Raw genomic sequence first — 24,093 nt, forward strand, 5'->3', positions numbered from 1 at the left:
AACCGAAATCTTGGCTCCGGCCCAGCGGCAATGCTCTACATCGATCTTGGCAGCGCGGCGCCCGCTTCAGCCGCTGGCGAAGGGGACGGCGACGAACATCTGGGCGTCGCCGCGCTCGACAAGCAGCAGCACCGATTTCTTGCCGGATTTGGCAGCCTGCACAATCGCCTGATTTGCCTGCCTGGCGCTCCTCACCGGAGTCTGGTCGACGCCGACGATGATGTCGCCGGGCTGGATGCCGGAAGCCGACGCCGCCTTGTTCGGGTCGACGCGCTCGACCAGTGCGCCGTGCTGGTTTTCTGGCAGGTTCATTGCCTGGCGCACATCAGGAGTGACGTCCATCAGGCCGAGACCGAGCGCCGGTGCGCGAAGGCCCTGCCCCGTCGACGGCTGACCTGAATCGCCGGTCACCGATCCCGTCGCCGTGTCGTCTTCGTTGCGCCCGATCTCGACGGAGATCTGCAGGCTTTTCCCATTGCGCCAGACATTGAGGGCTTCCCTCGTGCCAGGCGCAACGTCAGCGACGGCGCGCGACAGATCCCTCGGATCCTTTATGTCCTGGCCGGCGAAGCTGGTAATGACATCGCCGGTCTCGATGCCGGCCTTGGCGGCCGGCGATCCGTCGCTGACCTGCGCGACCAGCACGCCGGTAGGGTGATCGAGGCCGATGGCGCTCGCCACATCAGGCGTCACCGGCTGAATCTGGACGCCGAGATAGCCGTACTGGATGGAGCCGCCCTTCATCAGCTTGGCGACGACCTTTTGCGCCTGGTCCGAGGGGATGGCGAAGCCGACGCCGACGCTGCCGCCATTCGGCGAAAAGATCGCGGTGTTGATGCCGACGACATCGCCGTACACATCCGTCAGCGGGCCGCCGGAATTGCCCCGGTTGATCGGTGCGTCGATCTGGATGAAGTCGTCAAACGGGCCGCTGTGCAGATCGCGGCCGCGCGCCGAGACAATGCCGGCGGTGACCGTGGTGCCAAGGCCGAAAGGATTGCCGAAGGCGAGCACCTGGTCGCCCGGCATGAGCTTGTCCGAATCGCCCCATTTGACGGTCGGCAAGGGCTTGCCGGCGTTGACCTTGAGCACGGCAAGGTCGTTCTTCGTGTCATGACCGATCAATTTGGCGGGAAGCTCGGTGCCGTCGTCGAGCATCACCTTGACCGACTGGGCGCCGTCGACGACGTGATTGTTGGTGACGATCATGCCGTCGGCGCCGACAATGAAGCCTGAGCCGAGAGCCTCGGTGCGGGGCGCCTGTTCCGGCGGTGTCTTGGGGGCGGGCAGTCCCTGGTCACCGAAGAAGCGGCGGAAATAATCGTCGAAAGGCGAGTTTCCGCCGAAGGGAGAGGCGTCGCTCATCGTGTCCGGCTGTTGTACTTTCATGACCGTCGTGATGGTCACCACTGCCGGTTTGTCGGCCGCCACGACCGGAGCGAACGAGCCGCGGGGCGCCGTCATGCCGGTGACAGGTGGGGTCACTGTTGCCGCCAGGACATCATTCAGCCTGGGAGCGAAGGACAGGGCGAAGGGGCTGACGATCAGCGCGGCGCCCAGCAGAGCGGCGACGCGATGTCTGCGAAGGGTCTGGATTGGTGACATGGCCGTTGTCCGGGCGAGAGATTGGTCTTGCGCCGCGACGTTCCGTCACCGGAACAATTCATCGGCGCGTCGGTCGTCGGCCTTGCCTGTCTCGCCTGTCACGGCAGCCGACCGGATCGACAGCCCCGCATCTAGGGCGCCGATTATGGTTTCCAGATAATATTACGAAGATTTAATTTCCAGCTGGCAACCGCCTCGCGGCGTTGGCGCCGAGACCCGAAAATACAAAACCCGCCTCGGGAGGCGGGTCGTTGGGGCGAATCAGCACCATACCCAAATTACTAGCATAGCTGCCGGCACAAAGCAAGAACAAAATAGCTGCGCAAGACAAATCGCTTCAGATTTGCGCCGCCTCAGCCGAGGCCTCCTATTCGCCTGTCCCGTCGGTCCGGCTGAGATAGGTGGTGGCGATCTCGCGCATCCGCCTGCCGTCGAAGCTCGGTCCATGACCGCCATGGCCGATCCGGATCGGCAGGTCGAGCAGCCGCTGCATCGTGCGGCGGTAGGCGGCACGATCCGAATCCGGCAGGTCGTCGATCAGCATGGCGTCGTAGATGGCGTCGCCGGCGAAGAACAGGCCGTCTGCCTCGTCGAACAGCGCGATCGAATCAGGAGAGTGGCCGGGCAGATGCAGGACGCGGAACTGCCGATCGCCGAGATCGATCCTGTCGCCCTCGTCCAGGGTCCGGGCCAGAGGCGCCGGCGGAATCCTGTAATCGGCGGCTCTCCAGCCCGGCGCCGGCAGCTTGGAAACAGCGCCTTCCAGATCATGGAACATGTACGCGTAGGTCACCGCTTCATCCATGCTGTCGAACTGCGCGGCGCTGTGGCGCGGCCCTGCCCGCAACGGAAACTCGTGCAGCGAGCCGACATGATCGAGATGGATATGCGTGGCGACGGCGAGCAGCGGCTTGCCGGACGGCGTGTCGATCTGCGGCGCCAGCGGGCAGATACCCATGCCGGTGTCGACCAGCAGGTCGACATCGCGGCCGCGCAAATGCCAGATGTTGGCACGCACGAAATCATGCACGAAGGGCTCGGTCAGCATCGTCGTCTTGGCGTCGACGATGGTTTTGCGGAACCAGCTGTCCATCAGATCAACGCCGCATCAGACGAACGGCTTGCCGACCTTGTACTTTTGCGGGACCAGCCGCTTCAGATAGGCCATCCCCGCGTCGGACAGCCGGTTGACGTCGGGCAGCATGAAATCATCCGGCATATGGCGCGTCTTGCCGGCGACGTTCTTCAGCGGCACCTTCTTCAGCACGGTTTTCTTGCCGTCATATTGCAGCGCCACCGAACCGCCGCCCTTGTCGGCCACCGTGACCGCGAAGGCACCGGCATCGAAGGCCTCCTGCGCGTCCACCGCGCTGATGGCGCCGACATAGCCGCGCGGCATATAGCCGAGCGCATCGACGCGCGCCCGCTTGCCCGGCAATCCTTCGGCGAGCGCGCGCTCCAAGGCTGCCGGCAGGTCGCTGCCCGACAGCTTGACGTTGCCGTGTTGGTCGCGCTCCAGCCTTTCCGGCGGCACCAGGCTTTCGACCAGCGCCTTGCCGTCGGCGGTGCTGACGCCTTCGGAGACGGCAACGATGCAGCGCTTGTGGCGGTCGAGCGTGGCGCGCACGTCGTCGATGAAACCGGCCGCCGAGAACGGCCGCTCCGGCACGTAGACGAGATGCGGGCCACTATCCTGATCGAGCTGCCAGGCCGCGGACGCGGCCGTCAGGAAACCGGCATGCCGGCCCATGACGATGCCGACATAGATGCCCGGCAGAGCGCGGAAATCGAGATCGACCGAAAGGAATGCTCCAGCGACGAACTCGGCCGCCGACATGAAGCCGGGCGTGTGGTCGTTCTCCTCGAGATCGTTGTCGATGGTTTTCGGCGCGTGGACGAAGGCGATCTTGCCGCCGGCGGCGTCGGTGAGGATCTGCTGCGTGCCCGAGGTGTCGTTGCCGCCGATATAGATGAAGGCGTCGGCACCGGCTTTCTTCAAGCCGTTGAGGATGAGGTCGCAATAGGCGGCATCCGGCTTGTCGCGCGTCGAACCAAGCGCGGCGCTCGGTGTCGCCGCGATCAGCCGCAGGCGGTCCTCGGGGATGGCGGAAAGATCGACGTAATTGCCGTCACGAATGCCGCGCACGCCGTGGATGGAACCAAGGACCTTGGCGCCGGGATGCCGCTTGCGGATTTCGAGCGCAGCACCCACCACCGTCTGGTTGATGACGGCGGTCGGGCCGCCGCCTTGCGCGATGACAAAAGTTCCGGCCATTGTTCACGTCTCCCGGGCGGTGAAAATCGCAGGCACATTCGCCTGTCTTGCGGCATCGCGCAACGGCAGAGTGATCACTGAAGGCGAAGCCGCCGTTCAGACGACGACGACCGGGTTTTTCTTGGAGACGCGGCTGTAGAGGTCGATGATGTCCTGGTTGATCAGGCGCACGCAGCCCGACGACATCGCCTGGCCGATGCTCCACCATTCGGGCGAGCCGTGGATGCGATAGCCGGTGTCGCTGCCGTTCTGATAGATGTAGAGGGCACGCGCGCCGAGCGGATTGTCGAGGCCGCCCGGCTGTCCGCTTTGCCATTTCACCAGTTCCGGCCTGCGGGCGATCATCTCGGGCGGCGGGGTCCAGACCGGCCATTCCTTGCCATACTGGATGTTGGCGCGGCCGGACCAGCGGAACCCGTCCTTGCCGATGCCGACGCCGTAACGGATCGCATCGCCGCCGGGCTGCACCAGATAGAGCAGCCGTTCCTGCGAGTGAACGACGATGGTGCCGGGTTGCTCGCCGGTCGGATCGACGACGATCTGGCGGCGGAACTCCGGCTTGACCTTGAGATAGGGCACTTCCGGCACATTGAAGCCACCGTCGGTGAGCGAAGCGTACATCACGTCGGGGCTGGTGATGTTCTTGTCGACGCTGATACTCGGACGGATGGGCCGGATCGAGCCGGTGGTGACGTCGTCGAGCTGAAGCGACGGCAAATCCAGCGTCTGGCTGCAGCCGGCGATGCCGAGCAGCGCCAGCGCGCCAGCGCCGGACAGCACCGTGCGGCGGGAAAGCTGCATTTCGGTTTCGATTGCGTCGCCATTGTGCGGCAGCGACAGACCGTGCGGCAACTCACGCATTTACCCAAACCCTACGCTGTCGGCGGGAAACACGCTCCGGCCGTATAGCAGGCATTTTCGCCAATCATGGTTGAAAAAGCGTGAAGGCCGGCCGCCTGGCATTAACGAGAGGCTTTTTCGACTTTGCCTCTTTACATCTGCGCGAGGCCAAGGATTTATCCTCTTCTTTGAGCTCAAGGAGAAGAAAATGTCCTTCGAAAACTGGGCCGCCTTTGCCGCCGCCTCGGCAGTCCTTCTGGTCATTCCGGGCCCGACCATCATGCTGGTGGTTTCATATGCGCTCGGCCAGGGCTGGCGCACCGCGCTGCCGATGGCAGTCGGCGTGGCGCTCGGCGACTTCACCGCGATGACACTGTCGATGCTGGGTATCGGCGCGCTGCTGGCGGCGTCCGCCACCGTATTCACCGTGCTGAAGGTGATCGGCGCCGGCTATCTGATCTATCTCGGCATCAAGCTGTTTCGCGCCGGCGGCGCGCTCCGGGCCGAACCGCGTACCGATGCGGTGTCATCGGCGAAAATGACGACGCACGCCTGGCTGGTTACCGCGCTCAATCCGAAAAGCATCACCTTTTTTGTCGCCTTCCTGCCGCAGTTCCTCGACCGGCATGCGGATTTCTGGACACAGATGCTGATCTTCGAGACGACCTTCCTGGCGCTCGCCTTCGCCAATGCCTTCGGTTATGCGCTGATCGCGGCAAGGGCGCGCAACGTGGTGCGCAATCCAAAGGCGATCCGCATCTTCAACCGCACTGGCGGCACGCTGCTGGTCGGCGCCGGCATCGCCACAGTGGCGATGCGCTCGGGCACCTGAGGGACAGACCATGGCGGTGAGCGATGCATTCGGCCTGACACTGTCTGGCGCGACGGAGGCCGGGCTCTCGACCTACAGCCGGGCCGTTCGCGAATTGCAGTGCTTCATCGGCGATCCGGTCGGTTCCATTGACCAGGCAATCGCCGAAGATCCCGGCTTCGTCATGGCGCAGGTGTTCAAGGGTTATCTCTTTGGCCTTGCCACAGAGCGTGAGGCGACGGCGGTGGCCAAGGCATGTCACGAGGCGGCGCTGCCGCTTGCCGCGACAACACGCGAGCAGGCGCATGTCGCCGCCCTTGGCCACCTTGCGGCGGGACGCTGGCACGAGGCCGCCCGCGTGCTGGAGGATATCGCCATCGAGTTTCCGCTCGATGCGCTGGCGCTGCAGACCGGCCACCAGATCGACTTCTTCACCGGCAATGCGCGCATGCTGCGCGACCGCATCGGTCGCGCGCTGCCGTCCTGGCAGAGCGACATGCCGGGCTATCACGCCATACTCGGCATGCAGGCCTTTGGCCTGGAGGAAATGGGCGATTACGCGCGCGCCGAAAAACTTGGCCGCACGGCGGTCGATATCGAGCCGCGCGACGGCTGGGCCCAGCATGCGGTGGCCCATGTCATGGAGATGCAGAGCCGGCAGAAGGACGGCATTCTGTGGATGCGCGCCAATCCCGAAGCGTGGACGCGGGAGAGCTTCCTGCAGGTGCACAATTGGTGGCATCTGGCACTGTTCCACTATGATCTCGGCGAAATCGACGAGGTGCTGGCGCTCTATGACGGGCCGATCTATGGCGAACGCTCGATGCTGGCGCTCAACATGGTCGATGCCTCGGCGATCCTGTGGCGGCTGCATCTCGGCGGCGTCGATGTCGGCGAGCGCTGGGCGACGCTCGCCGCCAACTGGTTGCCCATGGCCAGCGCCGGCCACTATGCCTTCAACGACGCCCACGCGATGATGGCGTTTGTCGGTGCCGGCCTCGAAGCGCCGGCCCGCAACTTGCTCGAGGCGCAGCGCGAGGCGATGCGCGGCAAGGACGACAACGCCGGTTTCACCAGGGATGTCGGCCATCCCTTGACGCTCGCCATCAAGGCATTCGGCGAGGGCAATTATGCCGGGACGATACGCCTGATCCGGCCGATGCGGGCAATCGCCCATCGCTTCGGCGGCAGCCACGCACAACGCGACGTCATCGACCTGACACTGATCGAAGCGGCATTGCGTTCCGGTGATGGCGCGCTGGCGAGGGCGCTTGCGGCGGAACGCGCGCTGGCACGGCCGGACAGCCCGTTGTCGGCACTGTTTTCACGGCGTGCAAACGCTCCCGCGGCGAATTGACCACGGCCACATCTTGCCTTAAAAACTGCCCCGGCCTGATTTTTTCGAGCGTCGAAAAAATCTTCGCGTGTTGCCCGGGGTGCGTTTCCGGCGGCACGATTGCCGGGATATCTTCGCCGCCCGTGTCACAGGACTGGGCAGCGAAGCAAGAAAGACCGTCGCCGCCAAGCATGACGGACATGGGAGGAAACATGTATCTCGGCCTCGATCTCGGCACGTCGGGCGTCAAGGCGCTGCTGATCGATGCAAGGCAGAGCATCGTCGGTTCCGGCCATGCGCCGCTCGACGTGTCGCGCCCGCATCCCGGCTGGTCCGAGCAGAACCCGGCCGACTGGATCCGCGCCTGCGAAGCGGCGGTCGGCGAGCTGCGGTCGATGCATGCGAAGGAACTCGCGGCTGTCAACGGCATCGGCCTTTCCGGCCATATGCATGGCGCCACTCTGCTCGATGCCGCCGACCAGGTGCTGCGCCCCTGCATTCTATGGAACGACACACGCAGCCACGCCGAGGCGGCCGCGCTCGATGCCGACCCGCGCTTTCGCAAGCTGACCGGCAACATCGTCTTTCCCGGCTTCACCGCGCCAAAGCTGGCCTGGGTCAGGAACAACGAACCGGCTGTTTTTGCCAAGGTGGCAAAGGTCCTGCTGCCGAAGGACTTTTTGCGGCTCTGGCTCGCCGGCGACCATATTTCGGAAATGTCGGATTCGGCTGGCACGTCGTGGCTCGATGTCGGCAAACGAGCCTGGTCCGCCGAACTGCTCGCCGCGACGTCGCTCGACGAAAGCCAGATGCCGTCATTGGTCGAAGGCACGGCCAAGGCCGGTGTCTTGCGCGCCGAACTGGCCGCCAAATGGGGCATGCAGCCGGGCATCCCGATCGCCGGCGGGGCCGGCGACAACGCGGCCTCGGCCTGCGGCATGGGCACGGTCGGCGCCGGGCAGGCGTTCGTTTCGCTCGGCACGTCGGGCGTGCTTTTTGCCGCCAACGCGTCGTATCTGCCCAATCCGGAAAGCGCCGTGCACACATTCTGCCATGCACTGCCCGGCACCTGGCACCAGATGGGCGTCATCCTGTCGGCAACCGATTCGCTCAACTGGCTGTCGGGGATCGCTGGAAAAAGCGCCGGCGAGTTGACCGCCGAACTCGGCGATGCGCTGCAGGCGCCGGCCGGTGTCTCCTTCCTGCCGTACCTGTCAGGCGAGCGGACGCCTCACAATGATTCCGTCATTCGGGGCGCCTTTACCGGGCTTGCCCACGAGTCCGGCCGCGCGGCGCTGACCCAGGCCGTGCTCGAAGGCGTCGCCTTCGCTTTCCGCGACAGCCTCGAAGCCCTGGCCAAAGCCGGTACGACGCTGACCCGGGTGACGGCGATCGGCGGCGGCTCGCGTTCGCGCTACTGGCTGAAGGCCATCGCCACAGCGCTTGGCCTGCCAGTCGATATCCCAGCCGACGGCGATTTCGGCGCCGCCTTCGGAGCGGCCCGGCTTGGCCTGATCGCGGCGACAGGCGCCGATCCGCGCGCCGTGTGCACGGCGCCGGCGACCGACGCCACGGTCGAGCCGGTCGCCGCCCTCGGTGACGCCTATGCGCAAGCCTATCAGCGCTATCGCCAGCTTTATCCGGCGGTCAGAGGCGCCACGGCGTGAACGGTTTCCCGCCCACGCCGCGGCCTGCCGAGAAGGCCTCACTGTGCCGGCACCTTGTCGAGAAAGCCGGTGACGCTTTTCAGCCGGCCATTTTCGATGACGCCGATATCGGTGCCTTCGATGATGGAGCCGACGCCTTCCGGCCCGAGGTTCCAGGAGAAGCGGATGGTATCGGCGAAGCCGTCCGGCTTGCCTTTCAGCGAGAACCTGAAGCCGGCAAAGCGCTGCTGAACGCCTTCGATCAGCGCGGCGATGCCGTCATGGCCGTCGCCCTGCATGATCGGATCGCGATAGCCGACGTCCTCGGTGAAGGTTGCCTCGAGCAAGGCTTTCCTGCGTGCGGCGTCGCTCTCGTTCCAGGCGGCGATGTAGTTTTCGGCAATGGTGTTGAGGTCGGTCATGGTCTGTCTCCTTCGTTGGGTGGCTTTGACATGAGCCTTTTCGACCAGCGCCAGCGCGAAACCAATTACGCCTGAGGTAATCAGGCCGAACCATGCGAGAGGAAAAGAACATGAGCAGCGGTTTTTTCGGCGACATCCAACAGATCAAATACGAGGGACCGGATTCGACCAATCCGCTGGCCTACCGGTTCTACAATCCCGACGAGATCGTCGCCGGCAAGCGGCTGGAAGACCATCTGCGCTTTGCCGTCGCCTATTGGCATTCCTTCGCCTGGCCGGGCGGCGATCCGTTCGGCGGTCAGACGTTCGACCGGCCATGGTTTCCGAAGGCCGGCGGTACCGACACCATGGAGCTGGCCAAGCTCAAGGCCGACGTCGCCTTCGAGATGTTTTCGCTGCTGGGTGCGCCTTATTTCTGCTTCCACGATGCCGACGTGCGGCCGGAGGGCCGGGACTTTTCCGAAAGTGCGGCGCGGCTCGACGAGATCGCCGATTATTTCTCGGGAAAGATGAAGCAGACCGGCGTCAAGCTGCTGTGGGGCACGGCCAACCTGTTCTCCAACCGCCGCTTCATGTCGGGCGCCGCCACCAATCCCGATCCGGACGTCTTTGCCTATTCGGCGGCGACGGTGAAACACTGCATCGACGTCACCAAGCGGCTGAACGGCGAGAACTATGTGCTGTGGGGCGGCCGCGAGGGCTATGAGACGCTGCTCAACACCGACCTTGCCCGCGAGCAGGAACAGGCCGGCCGTTTCCTCAATCTGGTCGTCGATTACAAGCACAGGATCGGCTTCGAAGGCACCATCCTGATCGAGCCGAAGCCTCAGGAGCCGACCAAGCACCAGTATGATTACGACGTCGCCACCGTCTATGGCTTCCTCAAGCGTTTCGGACTGGAGAATGAGGTCAAGCTCAACATCGAGCAGGGCCACGCCATCCTGGCCGGCCATTCGTTCGAGCATGAACTGGCGCTGGCCAATGCGCTCGGCATTTTCGGTTCGATCGACATGAACCGCAACGACTACCAGTCGGGCTGGGACACCGACCAGTTCCCCAACAATGTGCCGGAGATGGCTCTGGCCTACTACCAGGTGCTGCAGGCCGGCGGCTTCAAGACCGGCGGCACCAATTTCGACGCCAAGCTCAGGCGCCAGTCGCTCGATCTGCAGGATCTGCTGATCGGCCATATCGGGGGCATGGACTGCTGCGCTCGCGGCCTCAAGGCGGCAGCGCGCATGGTCGAGGACAAGGCGCTGTCCGCCCCGCTCGCCGAGCGCTATGCCGGCTGGGATTCGGCCGAGGCCAAGGCGATGCTTGCCGGCAAGCGCACGCTGGAGGAAATCGCCGAGCGCGTCGTCAAAGAGAAGATCGAGCCGCAGCCCAGATCCGGCCGCCAGGAATTGCTCGAAAACATCGTCAACCGGTACGTCTGAGGCGTACCCGGTTCGCGGCCGCATTGTTCAGCGGCCGCCGGCTAAGACGGCTTTCTGCGGGGCTGAACCGACGAAGGTTTTGCCTCGTGTGAAACTCGCGTGGCCTGTTCGCTGACCGGGTCTGGCGCGCCTTAGCCGTGATCGAGGCCTCTCAGGTAGGCGCAAAACATGTCGGCCATGGCGTTGGCGTAGACTTCAATCTCCTTGGGGGTTCGAGGCGTCTCCGAGAACTGCTTCCCCACCGTGCTGAGCGTCGTCATGACCAGGTCGCCGGCCAATTCGCGAGTCGCTTGCGCGGCGCTCGGCAACGCCTCCTGCATGAAGAGCTGGATGGTGCGGTCTCCGGACGCCCTCGCCGCCTGCGCCTCGGGCGCGTCGCGGTAAAGCGGGGCGGCGTCGTCGAGCGCCACACGCACCGCAGCCTCCTCACACTCCGAGCGGAGGAAGGCGTGGACCAGGTCGCGCAGCCGGTCAAGCGGCGGTTTCCTGATATCCTCGAGGATATCGCGCAGCAAACTGGTCGTCTGCCGCCATTCGTCGCTCTGGAGCCGGAACAGGATCGCCGCCTTGTTCGGAAAATACTGATACAGCGATCCGACGCTGACGCCGGCCTTCTCGGCCACCCGCGCCGTGGTGAAGCGCTGCGCGCCTTCCCTCGCCAAAACCTGAACAGCAGCCTGCAAAATCGCAGCGACGAGCTCCGCCGAGCGGGCCTGCTTCGGCTGTTTTCGCGAGGAAATCCGCGGACTTCGGTTGTCGCTCATTGAGAGCCGCGCCAATGCGATTAGTGAATGCGAATGATTAGTCGTATTTTGAATGTCGCACAAGAACGCATTCAATTCCGACTGGAGACCGATATGACCACACTGACGACAACGCCGCTCGCGCCCCTGCTGGACCGCCTGTTCGAGGAAGCCGCTGCGGCAACAAGCCCTGCAGTGGCGGAACTCTCCGCCGAGGAGCGGATGCGGCTGGTTCGAAGCAAGACCGAATACCTCGATTTCTATGGGCGGCTAAGGGATCTCTGGCTTCCCGTTTCGCGAGAGACCGGCACGCTGCTCTACATGCTGGCACGAGGCAGCGGCGCACGGACGATCGTCGAATTTGGAACCTCGTTCGGCATCTCGACCCTGCACCTTGCCGCAGCCTTGCGGGACAATGGCGGTGGCCGCCTGATCACCAGCGAGTTCGAGCCATCCAAGGTCGCGCGCGCGAGGAGTAATCTGACAGCAGGCGGTCTCATTGACATGGTGGAAATCCGCGAAGGAGACGCGCTGCAAACATTAAGCGTCGATCTTCCCGAAAGCGTCGACCTGCTTCTGCTCGACGGCGCCAAAGCGCTCTATCCTGAGATCTTGAGTCTGGTTGAAAGCCGCCTCAGACCGGGCGCCTTCGTCGTTGCCGACAACGCAGATCTTTGCCCCGAATACCTCGAGCGGGTGCGCTCGACTGGGAGTGGCTACATGTCCACGCCGTTCGGCGAGGATGTTGAACTGTCGATGCGGCTTGGCTGAAGCACTGCCTGACCTGCCGGAACGATCGTGCCCAAGATGGGCGGCGGCGGACAAAACTTTGCCCGGCATCGCCCATCAATCGCCTCGCTCTTGCCTTCAAACAGCCGTCACGAACCTCCTATAGTGTGGTTCGTGGCGGGATTCAGAAAGAAGGAGGCGAAACGATATGCAGCACGAACGCGAAATCGACGCCCTGCTCTCATCTGGCGAGGCTGGATCGATCATCGACCGGCTGATGGCGCTGCCGCACCCGAAACAAGGTGCGCTGAGTGCAAACGAATGGGATCGCGCGGTCGCCAGCCGCTTCGAGACCCATCTTGCGAGACAGATGCGCTCGCAGATCGACGGCAGCAGCGACCGCCAGGACGCTGCCTGATCTACCTTTGCCTATGGATGTCGTTATCGCAAAACCGCTACGCACCCTCGGGTCAAGCCCGTGGCCAGGCTTTTGGGCGACATGCATTATCCCCGACGCAGCCTGACCGGCGCTTCGCCGAACGCTCTTGAAAACGCTCTGGAAAATGCCGCGGCGGACGAAAACCCCGTTCGCCCGGCAATGTCCGCCATGGCGATGCGCGTGTCGACCACCAGCCGGCGCGCGGCGCCGAGGCGCAGCCTGAGGTAATAAGCGCCGGGCGTTTCGCCGATCGACTTGCGAAAGATGCTTTCCAGCGTCCGTGCCGTCACCCCGGCGCGCTTTGCCACGGCCGCGATAGTCAGCGGCTGGTCGACATGCGCTTCCATCAGCCGGATGGCTTGCGCCAGCCTGGGATCGTAGCCGTCAAGACGGCCGAGCGAGACCAGCGGTTGCGCGTCCGTCGCGGCGCGCGCCTGGTCGTAGATGAAGACGCTCGCGACATCGAGCGCCACGGCCATGCCGAGCCGCGTGCGGATCAGATGCAGCATCAGGTCGAAGGTCGGCGAGGCGCCGCCGGTGGTGAACACCGGGCCATCGATGACGTAGCGGTCGGGGCGCACGTCGACGCCGGGAAAGGCCGACGAGAAATCCTCCATGTCCTCCCAGTGGGTGGTGGCGCTGCGCCCCTCCAGCAGACCGGCGCGGGCAACCAGCCAGGTGCCGGCCTCGACGCCGCCGCAGGCGCGTGCCGCGCGCGCCGCCCGGCGCAGTCCGGACAGCAAGGCCGATGTGGCATGGTTCTGCGTGCCGAAGCCGGCGACAACGACCAGCATATCGGTTGTGTCAGCCGCATCGAAGCGGCCGCTGACCGCCACCGGCAGGCCGCATGTGGTGACCGGCGCCTCGCCTGTCACCGAGACCAGCCTGAAATCGAACAGCGTCTCACCGGCAATGCGGTTGGCGGCGCGCAACGGATCGACGGCCGACGCGACGCACATGATCGACGAGCCGGAGAATACCAGCAGCGTCACCTTGAGCGGCAAACGCTCGGCCCGAAAGATCGTCGGTTTTTCGTTTTTGATCACATGCTCTTCGTAAAACGCAAAACAGTTTCCGGCAAGTCAGGCATTCTTGCCCTACGTTCTATTGGGAGAGAGTCCGATGCCGTTAGCGATGAACCGTGAGCTTTTCATTACCTGTGCCGTGACCGGGTCCGGCGGTTCGCAGGACCGCAGCCCGCATGTGCCGCGCTCGCCCAGAGAGATCGCCGATTCGGCCATCGAGGCGGCAAAGGCGGGTGCGGCGATCGTGCACTGCCATGTGCGCGATCCCGAGACCGGCAAGCCTAGGCGCGACGTGCATCTCTATCGCGAAGTAACCGAGCGCATCCGCGCGGCAGACGTCGACGTGGTGCTGAACCTGACCGCCGGCATGGGGGGTGACATGGTATTCGGCCCGCCGGAGAAACCGCTGCCGCTGAACGAAAAAGGCACGGACATGGGCGGCGCGAGCAACCGCATGGAGCACGTCCGCCAGTGCCTGCCGGAAATCTGCACGCTCGACTGCGGCACCATGAATTTCGCCGAGGCCGACTATGTCATGACCAATACGCCCGGCATGCTGCGTGCCATGGGCGGCATGATGACGGCGCTCGGCGTCAAGCCGGAGATCGAGGCCTTCGACACCGGGCATCTGTGGTTCGCCAAGCAATTGGTCGAGGAAGAAGTGCTGAAGCCGGACGCCTTGGTGCAATTGTGCATGGGCGTGCCGTGGGGCGCGCCGGACGACCTCAACACCTTCATGGCCATGGTCAACAATGTACCGTCGACCTGGAACTGGTCGGCCTTTGCCATTGGCCGCAACCAGATGGCCTATGTCGCGGCCGCGGTGCTGGCCGGCGGCAATGTCCGCGTCGGACTGGAGGATAATCTCTGGCTCGACAAGGGTGTGCTGGCGACCAATGCGCAGCTGGTCGAGCGGGCGGTCAGCATCGTGTCGAATATGGGCGCCAGGGTCATCGGCCCGAACGAAGTCCGCAAGAAGCTGAACCTGACGAAGCGCGCACCGCTTTGAAAAGCCGGTAGCCGGTTGGGAGGAGCCGCCGATGAAGACCGTGAAATTCACCGCCATGAAGGACGGCGACCGCGAGGACTATGCCTTCCTCACCGAGCACGAGATCGACTATGCGGCAAAGACCGGCGAGCGGCTGCTCGACGCGCTCGTCCAGCTTGATGCGGGCCTCTCGGGCTACAAGATCACCCGGCTCGGCCATTCGCTGCAAGCGGCAACGCGGGCCTGGCGCGACGGCGCCGATACCGACTGGATTGCCTGCGCCTTGCTGCACGATATCGGCGACATCTACGCGCCCTATAACCACGACGAGTATGCGGCGTCGATCCTGAAGCCTTTTGTGCGCGAGCAATGCACCTGGGTGGTGGAAAAGCACGGCGATTTCCAGCGCCTCTATTACGCCCACCACCTCGGCGGCAATCCGCACGCCCGCGACCGTTTCGCCGGGCACATCTACTTCGACGATTGCGATGAGTTTTGCGAACGCTGGGATCAGTCGAGCTTCGACCCGGATTACGAGACATTGCCGATCGATTTCTTCCGGCCCTTCCTACTCGAAGTGTTCGCGCGCAAGGCCTATGACGCGTCCGTGATCCGTGCCGGCGAGCGCGTCGCCCTCACCGACCCCGCAACAGCCCGCACAAGAACCGGAGCTTCCGCATGAGCATCATCAACAAGGCGGCCGCCATCGGCGGCGGCGTCATCGGCGCCGGCTGGGTGGCGCGGCTGCTGCTCAACGGCATCGACGTGTCGATCTTCGATCCCGACCCCGAGGCGTCACGCAAGATCGGCGAGGTGATGAAGGGAGCACGACGCGCCTACAAGCAGATGCTGCCCGGCGGCCTGCCGAAGGAGGGCAAGCTTACCTTCGCCAAGACGATCGCCGAGGCGGTGGCCGACGCCGACTTCATCCAGGAAAGCGTGCCGGAACGGCTCGACCTGAAGCACCGCGTGCTGGCCGAGATCGACCTTTATGCGCCGGCCAACGCAATTGTCGGCTCCTCCACTTCCGGCATCAAGCCGACCGACATGCAGGTGGCGATGAAGAAGCATCCGGAGCGGCTGGTCGTCGGCCATCCGTTCAACCCCGTCTATCTGCTGCCGCTGGTCGAAATCGTCGGCGGCGAACAGACCTTTCCCGAGGCGATCGAGGTCGCCAAGGAGATCTATGCCTCGATCGGCATGAAGCCGGTGGTGATCCGCAAGGAGATCGAAGCCTTCGTCGGCGACCGGCTGCTCGAAGCGGCCTGGCGCGAGGCGCTGTGGCTGGTCAAGGACGGCATCTGCACGGTCGAGGAGCTCGACGACATCATGCGCTACGGCTTCGGCCTGCGCTGGGCGCAGATGGGCATGTTCCAGGTCTATCGCGTCGCCGGCGGCGAGGCCGGCATGCGCCACTTCATGGCGCAGTTTGGCCCGTGCCTGAAATGGCCGTGGACCAAGCTGATGGACGTGCCGGAGTTCAACGATGAGCTGGTCGAGCTGATCGCGACCCAGTCGGACGATCAGGCGCACGGTCTGTCGATCCGCGAGCTCGAAAAGATCCGCGACGACAATCTGGTCGCCATCATGGAGGCACTGTCGAAGCAGAACAAAGGCAAAGGCTGGGGTGCCGGCGCCCTGCATAAGGACTACACCAGGCAGCTAGCCAAGCTCGCGGCCAAGAAGCCCACCGCCTCCAAGGCGGCCGAAAAGGCAAAGGCTGAAAAGCCGAAGAAAAGGAAGAAAGGCTGAGACCATGGATTTTGGTCTTTCGGAGGAGCAGAAGCTCATCGTCGAGACGACGCGGGCCTTCGTCGAGAACGAGCTTTACCCGCATGAGCGCGAGGTTGAACGCACCGGCGTGCTGCGCCGCGAGCTGATCGAGGAGATCAAGGCCAAGGCGATCGGAGCCGGCCTCTATGCCGCCAACATGCCGGCCGACGTCGGCGGCGCCGGGCTCGATACGGTGACCTGGCTGCTCTATGAAAAGGAACTCGGCCGCGCCAATTACGCGCTGCATTGGACCTGCGTGGCGCGGCCTTCGAACATCCTCCTTGCCGGCACGCCGGAGCAGCGCGAAAAATATCTGTTTCCCTGCATTCGCGGCGAGAAATGGGATTGCCTGGCAATGACCGAGCCGGGCGCCGGCTCCGATCTGCGCGGCATGAAGGCAACCGCCGTGCAAGACGGCGACGACTGGGTGCTGAACGGCACCAAGCATTTCATCAGCCATGCGGATCTCGCCGATTTCGCCATCGTCTTCATGGCCTCGGGTGAGGAAGAGTCTTCGCGTGGAAAACGCAAGAAGATCACCGCCTTTTTCGTCGACAAGGGCACCAAGGGCTTCACCGTGCGCGACGGCTACCGCAACGTCTCGCATCGCGGCTACACCAACGCCATCCTCGAATTCGACGATTGCCGGTTGCCGGCGAGCCAGGTTCTGGGCGAGGTCCACAAAGGCTTCGAGGTCGCCAATTCCTGGCTCGGCGCAACGCGCCTGCAAGTCGGCGCCACCTGCCTTGGCCGTGCCGAGCGGGCGCTTCGCCATGCCATCGAATACGCCGCGCAGCGCCAGCAATTCGGCCAGCCGATCGGCAAGTTCCAGGGCGTGTCGTTCAAGCTCGCCGACATGGCGACCGAGCTGAAGGCCGCCGACCTGATGGTGTTCGAAGCCGGCTGGAAGTACGATCAGGGTACCGTCACCGACCAGGACATGGCCATGGCCAAGCTGAAGGCCACCGAGATGCTTGCCTTCGTCGCCGACGAGGCGATCCAGATCCATGGCGGCATGGGGCTGATGGACGATTTGCCGCTCGAGCGCATCTGGCGCGACGCCCGCGTCGAGCGCATCTGGGAAGGCACTTCGGAAATCCAGCGCCACATCATCTCGCGGGCGCTGCTGCGCCCGTTCGGGGGCTAGAGCATGATCCCAAAAAGTGGAAACCGGTTTTTGGAAAAGATCATGCTCCAACGAAAAGATGACGATGCACAAACTTGAACGTCTTTTGCGCCCACGAACGATCGCGGTCTTCGGTGGCGCGCAGGCTGCCGCCGTCGTCGCGCAATCGATCAAGATGGGCTTTGCCGGCCAGATCTGGCCGGTGCATCCGAGCAAGGCCGAGGTCGCCGGCCGCAAGGCCTATCGCTCGGTGGCCGAATTGCCCGGCGCGCCGGATGCCGCTTTCGTCGGCGTCAACCGGCACTTGACCATCGAAGTGGTCAAGGCACTGGCCGAGCGCGGCGCCGGCGGTGCGGTCTGCTTCGCCGCCGGCTTCCTCGAAACCGAGGCCTATGACGAGGACGGCGAGCGGCTGCAGGCCGAACTGGTCGCGGCGGCCGGCCAAATGCCGATCATCGGGCCGAACTGCTACGGGCTCATCAACTATGCCGACGGCGCGCTTTTGTGGCCCGACCAGCATGGCGGCATCAGGCTGCCAGAAGGCAGTCGCGGCGTTGCCATCATCACCCAGTCGTCGAACATCGCCATCAATATGACGATGCAGAAGCGCGGCCTGCCGATCGCCTTTCTGATGACCGCCGGCAACCAGGCGCAGACCGGGCTTTCCGAAATGGCGCTCGGCCTGATCGAGGACGACCGTGTCACCGCGCTCGGCTTGCATATCGAGGCTTTCGATTCGGTAGCCGGCTTCGAAAGGCTGGCGGCACGGGCGCGCGAGCTGAAAAAGCCTGTCATCGCCATGAAGGTCGGCCGCTCCGAGCAGGCGCGGCAGGCGACCGTTTCCCATACCGCGTCGCTGGCCGGCTCGGACGCAGCGTCCGGCGCCTTCCTGAAGCGGCTCGGCATCGCCCGCATCGATTCAATTCCCGCCTTCATCGAGGCGCTCAAGCTGCTGCACATCACCGGCCCCCTGCCCGGTTACCGGCTGTCGTCGATGAGCTGTTCAGGCGGCGAGGCGTCGGTCATGGCCGACAGCGCCGAAGGCCGCTGGGTGACGTTTCCGCCACTCACCCCCGAGCACCGCGCGCATGTCAAATCGACGCTCGGGCCGCTGGTCGCGGTGGCCAACCCGCTCGACTACCACACCTTCATCTGGAACAACGAGCCGGCGATGACCGCCACCTTCACCGCGATGGTGTCGGGGGGCTTCGACCTCAACATGCTGGTGCTCGATTTCCCGCGCCCCGACCGCTGCTCGGACACCGACTGGTGGGCGACGCTGCGCGCCTTCGAATCGGCGCTGAAGACCAACAGCACGCAAGGCGCGATCGTCTCCTCGCTGCCGGAGAACCTGCCCGAGGAATACACTGCCGGCCTGATGGCGCGGGGCATGGTGCCGCTGTTCGGCATCTCCGAAGCCATGGACGCCGCCCAGGCGGCGGCCTTCATCGGCTGGGCCTGGCGCGAGCCGCAGGCGCAGCCGATCGACACTTCGGCGTCCGGCGCGCCGGCCGGCGACCATGTTACGCCGGACGAGGCCGAGGCGAAGGCGCGGCTCATCGAGGCCGGCCTCCCCGTGCCGAAGGGCGAGCGCGCCGGCAACGCGGTCGAAGCTGTCATCTCCTCGATGGCGCTCGGCTTCCCGGTGGCGCTGAAGGCCCTTGGCGTCATCCACAAGTCCGAGCTCGACGCGGTCCGGCTCAATTTGAGGGATGCCGAATCCGTCAGCACCGCCGCCCACGATCTCGGCCCGCTCGGCACGGGCCTTTATGTCGAGCGCATGGTGCGCGACGGCGTCGCCGAGCTGCTCGTCGGCTTCACCCGCGACCCGATGTTCGGCGCCGTGATGACGCTCGGCACCGGCGGCGTGCTGGTCGAGCTGTTGCGCGACAGCGTCACGCTGATGCTGCCGGCGACCCGCGACGATATCGAGGCCGCTTTGCGCGGGCTGAAACTGTTCCCGCTGCTCGACGGCTATCGCGGTCGGCCGAAGGCCGATGTTGCAGCGGCAATCGGTGCGATATCGGGCATTGCCGCTTTCGTGCAGCAAAACGCCGGCGAGATCGAGGAACTCGACATCAATCCGCTGATCGTCTGCACCGAAGGCAAGGGCGCCTGGATCGCCGATGCGCTGCTGGTGCTTGGAGAGAACAAAAATGTCTGACGTCATCACCACCCGCCGCGAGGGCACTATCCTCGAAGTCACGCTCGACCGGCCCAAGGCCAATGCCATCGACCTGAAGACGTCGCGGCTGATGGGCGAGACTTTCAAGGCGTTTCGCGACGATCCCGACTTGCGCGTCGCCATCGTCAAGACCGCCGGTGACAAGTTTTTCTGCGCCGGCTGGGACCTGAAGGCCGCGGCCGGCGGCGACGCCGTCGACGGCGACTACGGCGTCGGCGGCTTCGGCGGGCTGCAGGAACTGCGCGACCTCAACAAGCCGGTGATCGCCTGCGTCAACGGCATGGCGGTCGGCGGCGGCTTCGAACTGGCGCTATCCTGCGACCTCATCTATGCGTCGGACCACTCCTCCTTCGCGCTGCCCGAAATCCGTGCCGGCACGCTGGCCGATGCGGCGACGATCAAGCTGCCGAAGCGTATCCCCTACCATGTCGCCATGGACCTTCTGCTCACCGGCCGCTGGATGGATGTCGCCGAGGCGCATCGATGGGGCCTGGTCAACGAGGTGCTGCCCAAGGAAAGACTGGAGGACCGCGTCTGGGAGATCGCGCGGCTGCTCGCCAGCGGCCCGCCGCTGGTCTTCGCCGCGATCAAGGAGACGGCCCGGGTCGCAGAATCGCTGACGTTCCAGGACGCGATGAACCGGGTGACGCGCCGGCAACTGTCGACGGTTGACGCACTCTACGGCTCGGAGGACAATCTCGAGGGCTTTCGCGCCTTTGCCGAGAAGCGCGATCCGGTGTGGAAGGGGAAATGAAGGTATTGCCGAAATGACGGCACTCCGTCACGCCCCCCTCTGGCCTGCCGGCCATCTCCCCCTCAAGCGGGGAGATCGGATGTCGCTTCGGTTTTCGCCAATCTCCAACGTTGCAAGATGGGCTGCAAGGCCGAAGCTGCCAATCTCCCCACTTGAGGGGGAGATGGCCGGCAGGCCAGAGGGGGGTGTTCACGCGGATTCATTGCGATCCATTCAGCGCCCATGACCGACTACAAAACCCTCATCGACGCCGAGACCTGGGCCTTCATCGAGCGGACCAATTCTTATTATCCGCCCGATACGATCGACTACACCGTCGCCGAGCAGCGCCAGATCTATAACCGGATGTGCCGCGAGTTCCTTGCCGGCTATCCCCAAGGCGTCACGGCGGAAACCACCGCCATTGCCACACCCTGGCACATTCCGATCCGCATCTACCGCGCCCCGGCGCCGGAAGCTTCGGCGATGGTGCTTTATTTCCATGGCGGCGGTTTTATCCTCGGCGGGCTCGACAGCCATGACGACCTCTGCGCCGAGCTTTGCAGCCGCACCGGCTACGAAGTGGTTTCGGTCGACTACCGGCTGGCACCGGAACACCTTCATCCGGCCGCCTTCGACGATGCCATCAGCGCCTTCGAATGGGCGGCGGCGACTTACGAGCGTCCTGTCCTGCTCTGCGGCGACAGTGCCGGCGGCAATCTCGCCGCCGCCGTCAGTCACGCAACGCGCGGCCATGCGCGCAAGCCGATCGGCCAGATTCTGGTCTATCCCGGCCTTGGCGGCGACAGCTCCGCCGGTTCCTACGTCACCCACGCGGAAGCGCCGATGCTTACGGCGCGCGACCTCGTTTTCTACAGGGACATCAGGACCGGTGGCGAGGATCGCACCGGCGATCTCACTCTGTGGCCGCTCGCCGACGCCGAGTTCGCCAATCTGCCGCCCACCGTCGTGATCACCGCTGAATGCGACCCGCTGTCGTCGGACGGCGAAGCCTATCGCGACCGCATCGTTGCCGCGGGCGGGCGCGCCTGGTGGCTCGAGGAGCCGGGGCTGGTGCATGGCTATTTGCGCGCCAGGCACACGGCCGGCCGCGCCCGCTCGAGCTTTACCCGGATTGTCGATGCGGTAGCGGTTTTGGGAAGGGGCGAGTGGATCTGGTGAGGGATGTCTTCCCGACCAGAACGGGCCTTTGTCGGCCGGTACAGCTCTATTTGCGGCGGCGTCGCCGGCCGGAAACCTGCTTCAGCCAAGGTCCTAAATGAAAGCCGCTCATCAGCAGGTACATCGGGACCATGCCGCCCAGCAGTGACGCCTCTTGCCCGGTCGAGCACATCATGTCCGGCGCGCCGCCGAGAAGCGTCAGCAGCGCCATGGTTGCGAAGGTCGGCGCGGCCGCAAAGGACAGCCAATCGGCTGCACTATGGTCGGCCGGGCTCGCATCGCCGGTGGATCCGCCTGCATGAATCTCGCTCATGTCCGTAGTCCTGCATAGCGAGCGGGATGCGTCGAATTGAACCGTGCATCCCGCTCCTCCAATTGTCCTGGCTGCATTTCCGCGACGCCAAAGACGTTCTATTCGGTGCGATTCCGGAACGCGGCCTCTCCGGCGTCCGATATCTCGACCCATTTTTTATCGGGGACGGCTTCGGCGCCGTAATTGTCGTGCCAATTCCACCACTTGTACGTCGGCGTCTGCGGATAGCCCTCGGGCGAATCTTCCCAAACCTCCTGGCGGCCGAGCGGCGACAGGTCGAGATAGCTCCATACGGTCCCCATCGCCTCGTCACCGCGGTTGTTGATGAAGTAGGTGCGGAAGACGCGGTCGCCGTCGCGGATGAACACGTTATGGCCGTGCCATTCGTCAACGCCGAAGTCGGCATCGAAGCTGTCGGTGATGGTGTACCAGGGCATCTTCCAGTCCATCCGCGCCTTCAGCCGCGCAATGTCGGCCTGCGGTGCGCGCGAGGCGTAGGCAAGCGTGGTGTCGCGGGCGTTCAGATGGGCGAGGTTGCCGACCTGGTCCGCCCCCAACGAACAGCCGCGGCAAGCGTGGTCGGGCCAGCCGAATACGCCGGGCTCGAAGAAGGCGCGGTAGACGATCAGCTGACGGCGGCCCTCGAACAGGTCGAGCAGGCTCACCTTTCCGTCAGGCCCTTCGAACGTATAGGTCTTCTCCACCGCCATCCACGGCATCCGCCGGCGCTCGGCGGCCAGTGCGTCGCGAGCCCGGGTCACGGTCTTCTCCTTCACGAGCAGCTGCTGGCGCGCGGCCTCCCACGCGTCAGGCGAAACGACCGGTGGTGTCTTCATCGCGAGCCGCGTCGTCTGCTCGCCTGTGCCATTCTGATGTGCCGTCATTGTGCATCTCCCTTGCTGGTTTGTCGCCGCAGCCGCGACGTGTTGGGTCGTCAGATAGGATAGGGGCGATAGCGGATTGGCGAGAGTGACAAGTGTGACGCGATTCCGACAGGTCCGCTGATCACGGCCAATTTCGCCGCCCGCGACGCCTCTGCTCATTCGTGCCCGGACTGCTGAATGGGCCGAGCGCCGGCCAGATAGCGGTCATTGTCAAACGGCTCGGCCTGGTTGCTATCCGGACTCCACAGCTGCCGGTGGGTTCGTGTGAGATCGCCGAGGTAGACATGCAGCGCACCCGATCGCGCACCGCCCGTATTCGCAACCGCATGAACGGTATTTGACGCCATGTGCACCACGGCAGGTGCGGCGATGTCCTGCCTTTCGGGAACATCGAGTTCGCTGCCGGCAACGGGATAGATGAAGTTCGTCTCGCTGCCCTTGTAGATGCCGATCAAGGCATCCATCAGGTGGTTGTGAGGCGGGTACTGCAGGCCGGGCGACAGCGTGATGTGATAGATCGTCAGGTTCGGACTCGCATGCAGAAGCACCTCGTCGTCGTCTTCTTCGTGAGCGAGTGTTCCCGATGCGTGAAAGCGGTTGGTATAGTCGCCCAGGACCGTCCTTACCGCTTCGAGGGGATCTGGCCCCTTCGCGGCATTGACGATATCATCGGCAGCGGCGTAGAGAGGCGAGTTGGCGGGTAAAGGCATATCAGTTATCCTCCCTGAGATGCTCAGATCATCAATCTGAGATGCTCACGCTAGCGAATGCTGATGCCAGCGTCAACGGGACAGCCAGACGGACAGAATATGAAAACGACGAAGTTGACCGCCGAACCGGCAAGGCCGGCCACGGTCGAGGCGACAGCACTGTCGGCCGCCGACGTCCTTCGCAGGGAACAGGCATATGAGCAGCTGAGGAACGACATCATCGCCTGCGTGCTGCGCCCCGGTGAAGCGCTGACGGAGAAACAGATCGGTGATCGATACCAGATCAAAAAGGCGACGATCCGCGCGGCGCTGGCCCGACTGATGCAGGAAGGACTGGTCAGGAGCGAGCCGCGCCGCGGCTACGTCGTTGCTACGCTCAGCCTGCGGGATGTCAACGAGATCTTCGATGTCCGCAGCTTGATCGAGCCGGAAGTGTTCAGGGTGGCGGCATCGAACATGACCGAGCGCGGGCTCGAGGATGTCAGGCTGGCAGCGCAAAAAGTGCTGAAGCCGGAGACGCTACGCAGCCACGTCGCCTTCCTTGCGGCCGACCGTGCCTTTCGTCTGGCCCTTGCGGAGCTCTCGGGAAATTTACGACTGGCGCATCTCCTGGACCAGATACTCGACCAGTCGGCGCGGGTTCTCCACCTCGGCTTCAAATCCCGCGACTTCACCCAGTTGATCATCGCCCAGCAAAAGGAGCTGGTCCTTGCCTGCGAGGCAGGCGAGGTTTCCGCCATCGTCAAACTTGCCCGTTCGCAATGCCTGTCTCTCAAGAAGCAGGTGCTCGAGGCTTTGCTTGCCGGTTCCAAGCTTCAAGACGTCAATTTGCAGCCCTTCGCCTAGAGCCGGTTCCGGTTCTCCTGGAACCGGTAACCCGCTCTAACTATCT

24 protein-coding genes are annotated in these 24,093 nt (G+C 64.3%); 14 read left to right on the forward strand and 10 right to left on the reverse strand.

What is annotated here, in order from left to right:
• Nucleotides 1–66: 66 nt before the first annotated feature.
• The 4 genes from NKI08_RS04285 to NKI08_RS04300 all read right to left on the reverse strand — a co-directional run bounded on the left by NKI08_RS04285 (nucleotide 67) and on the right by NKI08_RS04300 (nucleotide 4,741).
• Complete coding sequence (locus tag NKI08_RS04285; RefSeq protein ID WP_352767371.1) at nucleotides 67–1,605, reverse strand: DegQ family serine endoprotease; 1,539 nt, start codon at nucleotides 1,603–1,605, stop codon at nucleotides 67–69.
• A 367-nt stretch (nucleotides 1,606–1,972) separates the two neighbouring features.
• Nucleotides 1,973–2,698, reverse strand: coding sequence for an MBL fold metallo-hydrolase (locus NKI08_RS04290; RefSeq protein WP_352767373.1), 726 nt, complete (start codon nucleotides 2,696–2,698; stop codon nucleotides 1,973–1,975).
• A gap of 15 nt (nucleotides 2,699–2,713) precedes the next feature.
• Nucleotides 2,714–3,880, reverse strand: coding sequence for a diphosphate--fructose-6-phosphate 1-phosphotransferase (locus tag NKI08_RS04295; protein WP_352767375.1), 1,167 nt, complete (start codon nucleotides 3,878–3,880; stop codon nucleotides 2,714–2,716).
• Nucleotides 3,881–3,976: 96 nt separating this feature from the next.
• Nucleotides 3,977–4,741, reverse strand: a complete 765-nt coding sequence (locus NKI08_RS04300; protein WP_352767377.1) for a L,D-transpeptidase — start codon at nucleotides 4,739–4,741, stop codon at nucleotides 3,977–3,979.
• A gap of 187 nt (nucleotides 4,742–4,928) precedes the next feature.
• Here NKI08_RS04300 and NKI08_RS04305 point away from each other — a divergent pair, with 187 nt between their 5' ends.
• The 3 genes from NKI08_RS04305 (at nucleotide 4,929) to xylB (ending at nucleotide 8,534) form a co-directional block, all read left to right on the forward strand.
• On the forward strand, nucleotides 4,929–5,552 hold the full coding sequence (locus NKI08_RS04305) for a LysE family translocator (protein WP_352767379.1): 624 nt from the start codon (nucleotides 4,929–4,931) through the stop codon (nucleotides 5,550–5,552).
• A gap of 10 nt (nucleotides 5,553–5,562) precedes the next feature.
• Nucleotides 5,563–6,888 carry a tetratricopeptide repeat protein gene (locus tag NKI08_RS04310; RefSeq protein WP_352767381.1) on the forward strand — a complete coding sequence of 442 codons (1,326 nt, stop codon included), beginning with the start codon at nucleotides 5,563–5,565 and terminating at the stop codon, nucleotides 6,886–6,888.
• Nucleotides 6,889–7,079: 191 nt separating this feature from the next.
• Nucleotides 7,080–8,534, forward strand: coding sequence for a xylulokinase (xylB, locus tag NKI08_RS04315; protein ID WP_352767443.1), 1,455 nt, complete (start codon nucleotides 7,080–7,082; stop codon nucleotides 8,532–8,534).
• 38 nt (nucleotides 8,535–8,572) lie between these two features.
• Here xylB and NKI08_RS04320 read toward each other — a convergent pair whose 3' ends face one another.
• A complete protein-coding gene (locus NKI08_RS04320) occupies nucleotides 8,573–8,935 on the reverse strand; it encodes a nuclear transport factor 2 family protein (protein ID WP_352767383.1) in 363 nt (120 codons plus the stop codon).
• A gap of 110 nt (nucleotides 8,936–9,045) precedes the next feature.
• Here NKI08_RS04320 and xylA point away from each other — a divergent pair, with 110 nt between their 5' ends.
• On the forward strand, nucleotides 9,046–10,371 hold the full coding sequence (gene xylA, locus NKI08_RS04325) for a xylose isomerase (protein WP_352767385.1): 1,326 nt from the start codon (nucleotides 9,046–9,048) through the stop codon (nucleotides 10,369–10,371).
• A gap of 131 nt (nucleotides 10,372–10,502) precedes the next feature.
• Here xylA and NKI08_RS04330 read toward each other — a convergent pair whose 3' ends face one another.
• A complete protein-coding gene (locus NKI08_RS04330; protein WP_352454840.1) occupies nucleotides 10,503–11,135 on the reverse strand; it encodes a TetR/AcrR family transcriptional regulator in 633 nt (210 codons plus the stop codon).
• Between the two features lie 93 nt (nucleotides 11,136–11,228).
• Here NKI08_RS04330 and NKI08_RS04335 point away from each other — a divergent pair, with 93 nt between their 5' ends.
• Both NKI08_RS04335 and NKI08_RS04340 read left to right on the forward strand, forming a co-directional pair.
• Complete coding sequence (locus NKI08_RS04335) at nucleotides 11,229–11,885, forward strand: O-methyltransferase (RefSeq protein WP_352767387.1); 657 nt, start codon at nucleotides 11,229–11,231, stop codon at nucleotides 11,883–11,885.
• 166 nt (nucleotides 11,886–12,051) lie between these two features.
• Complete coding sequence (locus tag NKI08_RS04340; protein ID WP_023680243.1) at nucleotides 12,052–12,261, forward strand: hypothetical protein; 210 nt, start codon at nucleotides 12,052–12,054, stop codon at nucleotides 12,259–12,261.
• Nucleotides 12,262–12,347: 86 nt separating this feature from the next.
• On the opposite strand, the gene NKI08_RS04345 is transcribed toward NKI08_RS04340, so the two are convergent.
• Nucleotides 12,348–13,328: a GlxA family transcriptional regulator gene (locus NKI08_RS04345; protein WP_352767389.1), complete on the reverse strand. Its 981-nt coding sequence runs from the start codon at nucleotides 13,326–13,328 to the stop codon at nucleotides 12,348–12,350.
• A 76-nt stretch (nucleotides 13,329–13,404) separates the two neighbouring features.
• Between NKI08_RS04345 and bcoG the strand changes: the two genes are divergently transcribed.
• The 7 genes from bcoG to NKI08_RS04380 all read left to right on the forward strand — a co-directional run bounded on the left by bcoG (nucleotide 13,405) and on the right by NKI08_RS04380 (nucleotide 21,294).
• Complete coding sequence (gene bcoG, locus NKI08_RS04350; protein ID WP_352767391.1) at nucleotides 13,405–14,316, forward strand: 3-dehydrocarnitine:acetyl-CoA trimethylamine transferase BcoG; 912 nt, start codon at nucleotides 13,405–13,407, stop codon at nucleotides 14,314–14,316.
• 31 nt (nucleotides 14,317–14,347) lie between these two features.
• Nucleotides 14,348–14,977, forward strand: a complete 630-nt coding sequence (locus NKI08_RS04355) for an HD domain-containing protein (protein WP_352767393.1) — start codon at nucleotides 14,348–14,350, stop codon at nucleotides 14,975–14,977.
• A complete protein-coding gene (locus NKI08_RS04360) occupies nucleotides 14,974–16,047 on the forward strand; it encodes a carnitine 3-dehydrogenase (RefSeq protein WP_352767395.1) in 1,074 nt (357 codons plus the stop codon). Before NKI08_RS04355 ends, NKI08_RS04360 begins: the two co-directional genes overlap by 4 nt.
• 4 nt (nucleotides 16,048–16,051) lie before the next feature.
• The gene (locus tag NKI08_RS04365; RefSeq protein ID WP_352540008.1) at nucleotides 16,052–17,215 is read left to right on the forward strand and encodes an acyl-CoA dehydrogenase family protein; all 1,164 of its coding nucleotides are present in this window, start codon (nucleotides 16,052–16,054) and stop codon (nucleotides 17,213–17,215) included.
• Nucleotides 17,216–17,279: 64 nt separating this feature from the next.
• Nucleotides 17,280–19,358: an acetate--CoA ligase family protein gene (locus NKI08_RS04370; RefSeq protein WP_352767397.1), complete on the forward strand. Its 2,079-nt coding sequence runs from the start codon at nucleotides 17,280–17,282 to the stop codon at nucleotides 19,356–19,358.
• Nucleotides 19,351–20,133: a carnitinyl-CoA dehydratase gene (locus tag NKI08_RS04375; protein ID WP_352472543.1), complete on the forward strand. Its 783-nt coding sequence runs from the start codon at nucleotides 19,351–19,353 to the stop codon at nucleotides 20,131–20,133. The genes NKI08_RS04370 and NKI08_RS04375 overlap by 8 nt, the downstream gene beginning before the upstream one ends.
• 222 nt (nucleotides 20,134–20,355) lie before the next feature.
• On the forward strand, nucleotides 20,356–21,294 hold the full coding sequence (locus NKI08_RS04380; protein ID WP_352767400.1) for an alpha/beta hydrolase: 939 nt from the start codon (nucleotides 20,356–20,358) through the stop codon (nucleotides 21,292–21,294).
• Nucleotides 21,295–21,340: 46 nt separating this feature from the next.
• Here NKI08_RS04380 and NKI08_RS04385 read toward each other — a convergent pair whose 3' ends face one another.
• The 3 genes from NKI08_RS04385 to NKI08_RS04395 all read right to left on the reverse strand — a co-directional run bounded on the left by NKI08_RS04385 (nucleotide 21,341) and on the right by NKI08_RS04395 (nucleotide 23,201).
• A complete protein-coding gene (locus NKI08_RS04385) occupies nucleotides 21,341–21,607 on the reverse strand; it encodes a hypothetical protein (RefSeq protein WP_352767402.1) in 267 nt (88 codons plus the stop codon).
• Nucleotides 21,608–21,705: 98 nt separating this feature from the next.
• Nucleotides 21,706–22,491: a DUF899 domain-containing protein gene (locus NKI08_RS04390; protein WP_352576294.1), complete on the reverse strand. Its 786-nt coding sequence runs from the start codon at nucleotides 22,489–22,491 to the stop codon at nucleotides 21,706–21,708.
• Nucleotides 22,492–22,646: 155 nt separating this feature from the next.
• Entirely contained in the window at nucleotides 22,647–23,201 is a 555-nt protein-coding gene (locus NKI08_RS04395; RefSeq protein ID WP_352767404.1) for an autotransporter, read from the reverse strand.
• Nucleotides 23,202–23,300: 99 nt separating this feature from the next.
• Between NKI08_RS04395 and NKI08_RS04400 the strand changes: the two genes are divergently transcribed.
• A complete protein-coding gene (locus NKI08_RS04400; protein WP_023677587.1) occupies nucleotides 23,301–24,047 on the forward strand; it encodes a GntR family transcriptional regulator in 747 nt (248 codons plus the stop codon).
• Nucleotides 24,048–24,093: the final 46 nt, after the last annotated feature.

This window comes from Mesorhizobium sp. M0768 (genome assembly GCF_040320195.1).
GTDB lineage: Bacteria > Pseudomonadota > Alphaproteobacteria > Rhizobiales > Rhizobiaceae > Mesorhizobium.

Excerpts from the sequence above, each read along its gene's own strand:
- NKI08_RS04285 (WP_352767371.1), bottom strand. The coding sequence starts at position 1,605 with ATGTCACCAATCCAGACCCTTCGCAGACATCGCGTCGCCGCTCTGCTG.
- NKI08_RS04290 (WP_352767373.1), bottom strand. The coding sequence starts at position 2,698 with ATGGACAGCTGGTTCCGCAAAACCATCGTCGACGCCAAGACGACGATG.
- NKI08_RS04295 (WP_352767375.1), bottom strand. The coding sequence starts at position 3,880 with ATGGCCGGAACTTTTGTCATCGCGCAAGGCGGCGGCCCGACCGCCGTC.
- NKI08_RS04300 (WP_352767377.1), bottom strand. The coding sequence starts at position 4,741 with ATGCGTGAGTTGCCGCACGGTCTGTCGCTGCCGCACAATGGCGACGCA.
- NKI08_RS04305 (WP_352767379.1), top strand. The coding sequence starts at position 4,929 with ATGTCCTTCGAAAACTGGGCCGCCTTTGCCGCCGCCTCGGCAGTCCTT.
- NKI08_RS04310 (WP_352767381.1), top strand. The coding sequence starts at position 5,563 with ATGGCGGTGAGCGATGCATTCGGCCTGACACTGTCTGGCGCGACGGAG.
- xylB (WP_352767443.1), top strand. The coding sequence starts at position 7,080 with ATGTATCTCGGCCTCGATCTCGGCACGTCGGGCGTCAAGGCGCTGCTG.
- NKI08_RS04320 (WP_352767383.1), bottom strand. The coding sequence starts at position 8,935 with ATGACCGACCTCAACACCATTGCCGAAAACTACATCGCCGCCTGGAAC.
- xylA (WP_352767385.1), top strand. The coding sequence starts at position 9,046 with ATGAGCAGCGGTTTTTTCGGCGACATCCAACAGATCAAATACGAGGGA.
- NKI08_RS04330 (WP_352454840.1), bottom strand. The coding sequence starts at position 11,135 with ATGAGCGACAACCGAAGTCCGCGGATTTCCTCGCGAAAACAGCCGAAG.
- NKI08_RS04335 (WP_352767387.1), top strand. The coding sequence starts at position 11,229 with ATGACCACACTGACGACAACGCCGCTCGCGCCCCTGCTGGACCGCCTG.
- NKI08_RS04340 (WP_023680243.1), top strand. The coding sequence starts at position 12,052 with ATGCAGCACGAACGCGAAATCGACGCCCTGCTCTCATCTGGCGAGGCT.
- bcoG (WP_352767391.1), top strand. The coding sequence starts at position 13,405 with ATGCCGTTAGCGATGAACCGTGAGCTTTTCATTACCTGTGCCGTGACC.
- NKI08_RS04355 (WP_352767393.1), top strand. The coding sequence starts at position 14,348 with ATGAAGACCGTGAAATTCACCGCCATGAAGGACGGCGACCGCGAGGAC.
- NKI08_RS04360 (WP_352767395.1), top strand. The coding sequence starts at position 14,974 with ATGAGCATCATCAACAAGGCGGCCGCCATCGGCGGCGGCGTCATCGGC.
- NKI08_RS04365 (WP_352540008.1), top strand. The coding sequence starts at position 16,052 with ATGGATTTTGGTCTTTCGGAGGAGCAGAAGCTCATCGTCGAGACGACG.
- NKI08_RS04370 (WP_352767397.1), top strand. The coding sequence starts at position 17,280 with ATGCACAAACTTGAACGTCTTTTGCGCCCACGAACGATCGCGGTCTTC.
- NKI08_RS04375 (WP_352472543.1), top strand. The coding sequence starts at position 19,351 with ATGTCTGACGTCATCACCACCCGCCGCGAGGGCACTATCCTCGAAGTC.
- NKI08_RS04380 (WP_352767400.1), top strand. The coding sequence starts at position 20,356 with ATGACCGACTACAAAACCCTCATCGACGCCGAGACCTGGGCCTTCATC.
- NKI08_RS04385 (WP_352767402.1), bottom strand. The coding sequence starts at position 21,607 with ATGAGCGAGATTCATGCAGGCGGATCCACCGGCGATGCGAGCCCGGCC.
- NKI08_RS04390 (WP_352576294.1), bottom strand. The coding sequence starts at position 22,491 with ATGACGGCACATCAGAATGGCACAGGCGAGCAGACGACGCGGCTCGCG.
- NKI08_RS04395 (WP_352767404.1), bottom strand. The coding sequence starts at position 23,201 with ATGCCTTTACCCGCCAACTCGCCTCTCTACGCCGCTGCCGATGATATC.
- NKI08_RS04400 (WP_023677587.1), top strand. The coding sequence starts at position 23,301 with ATGAAAACGACGAAGTTGACCGCCGAACCGGCAAGGCCGGCCACGGTC.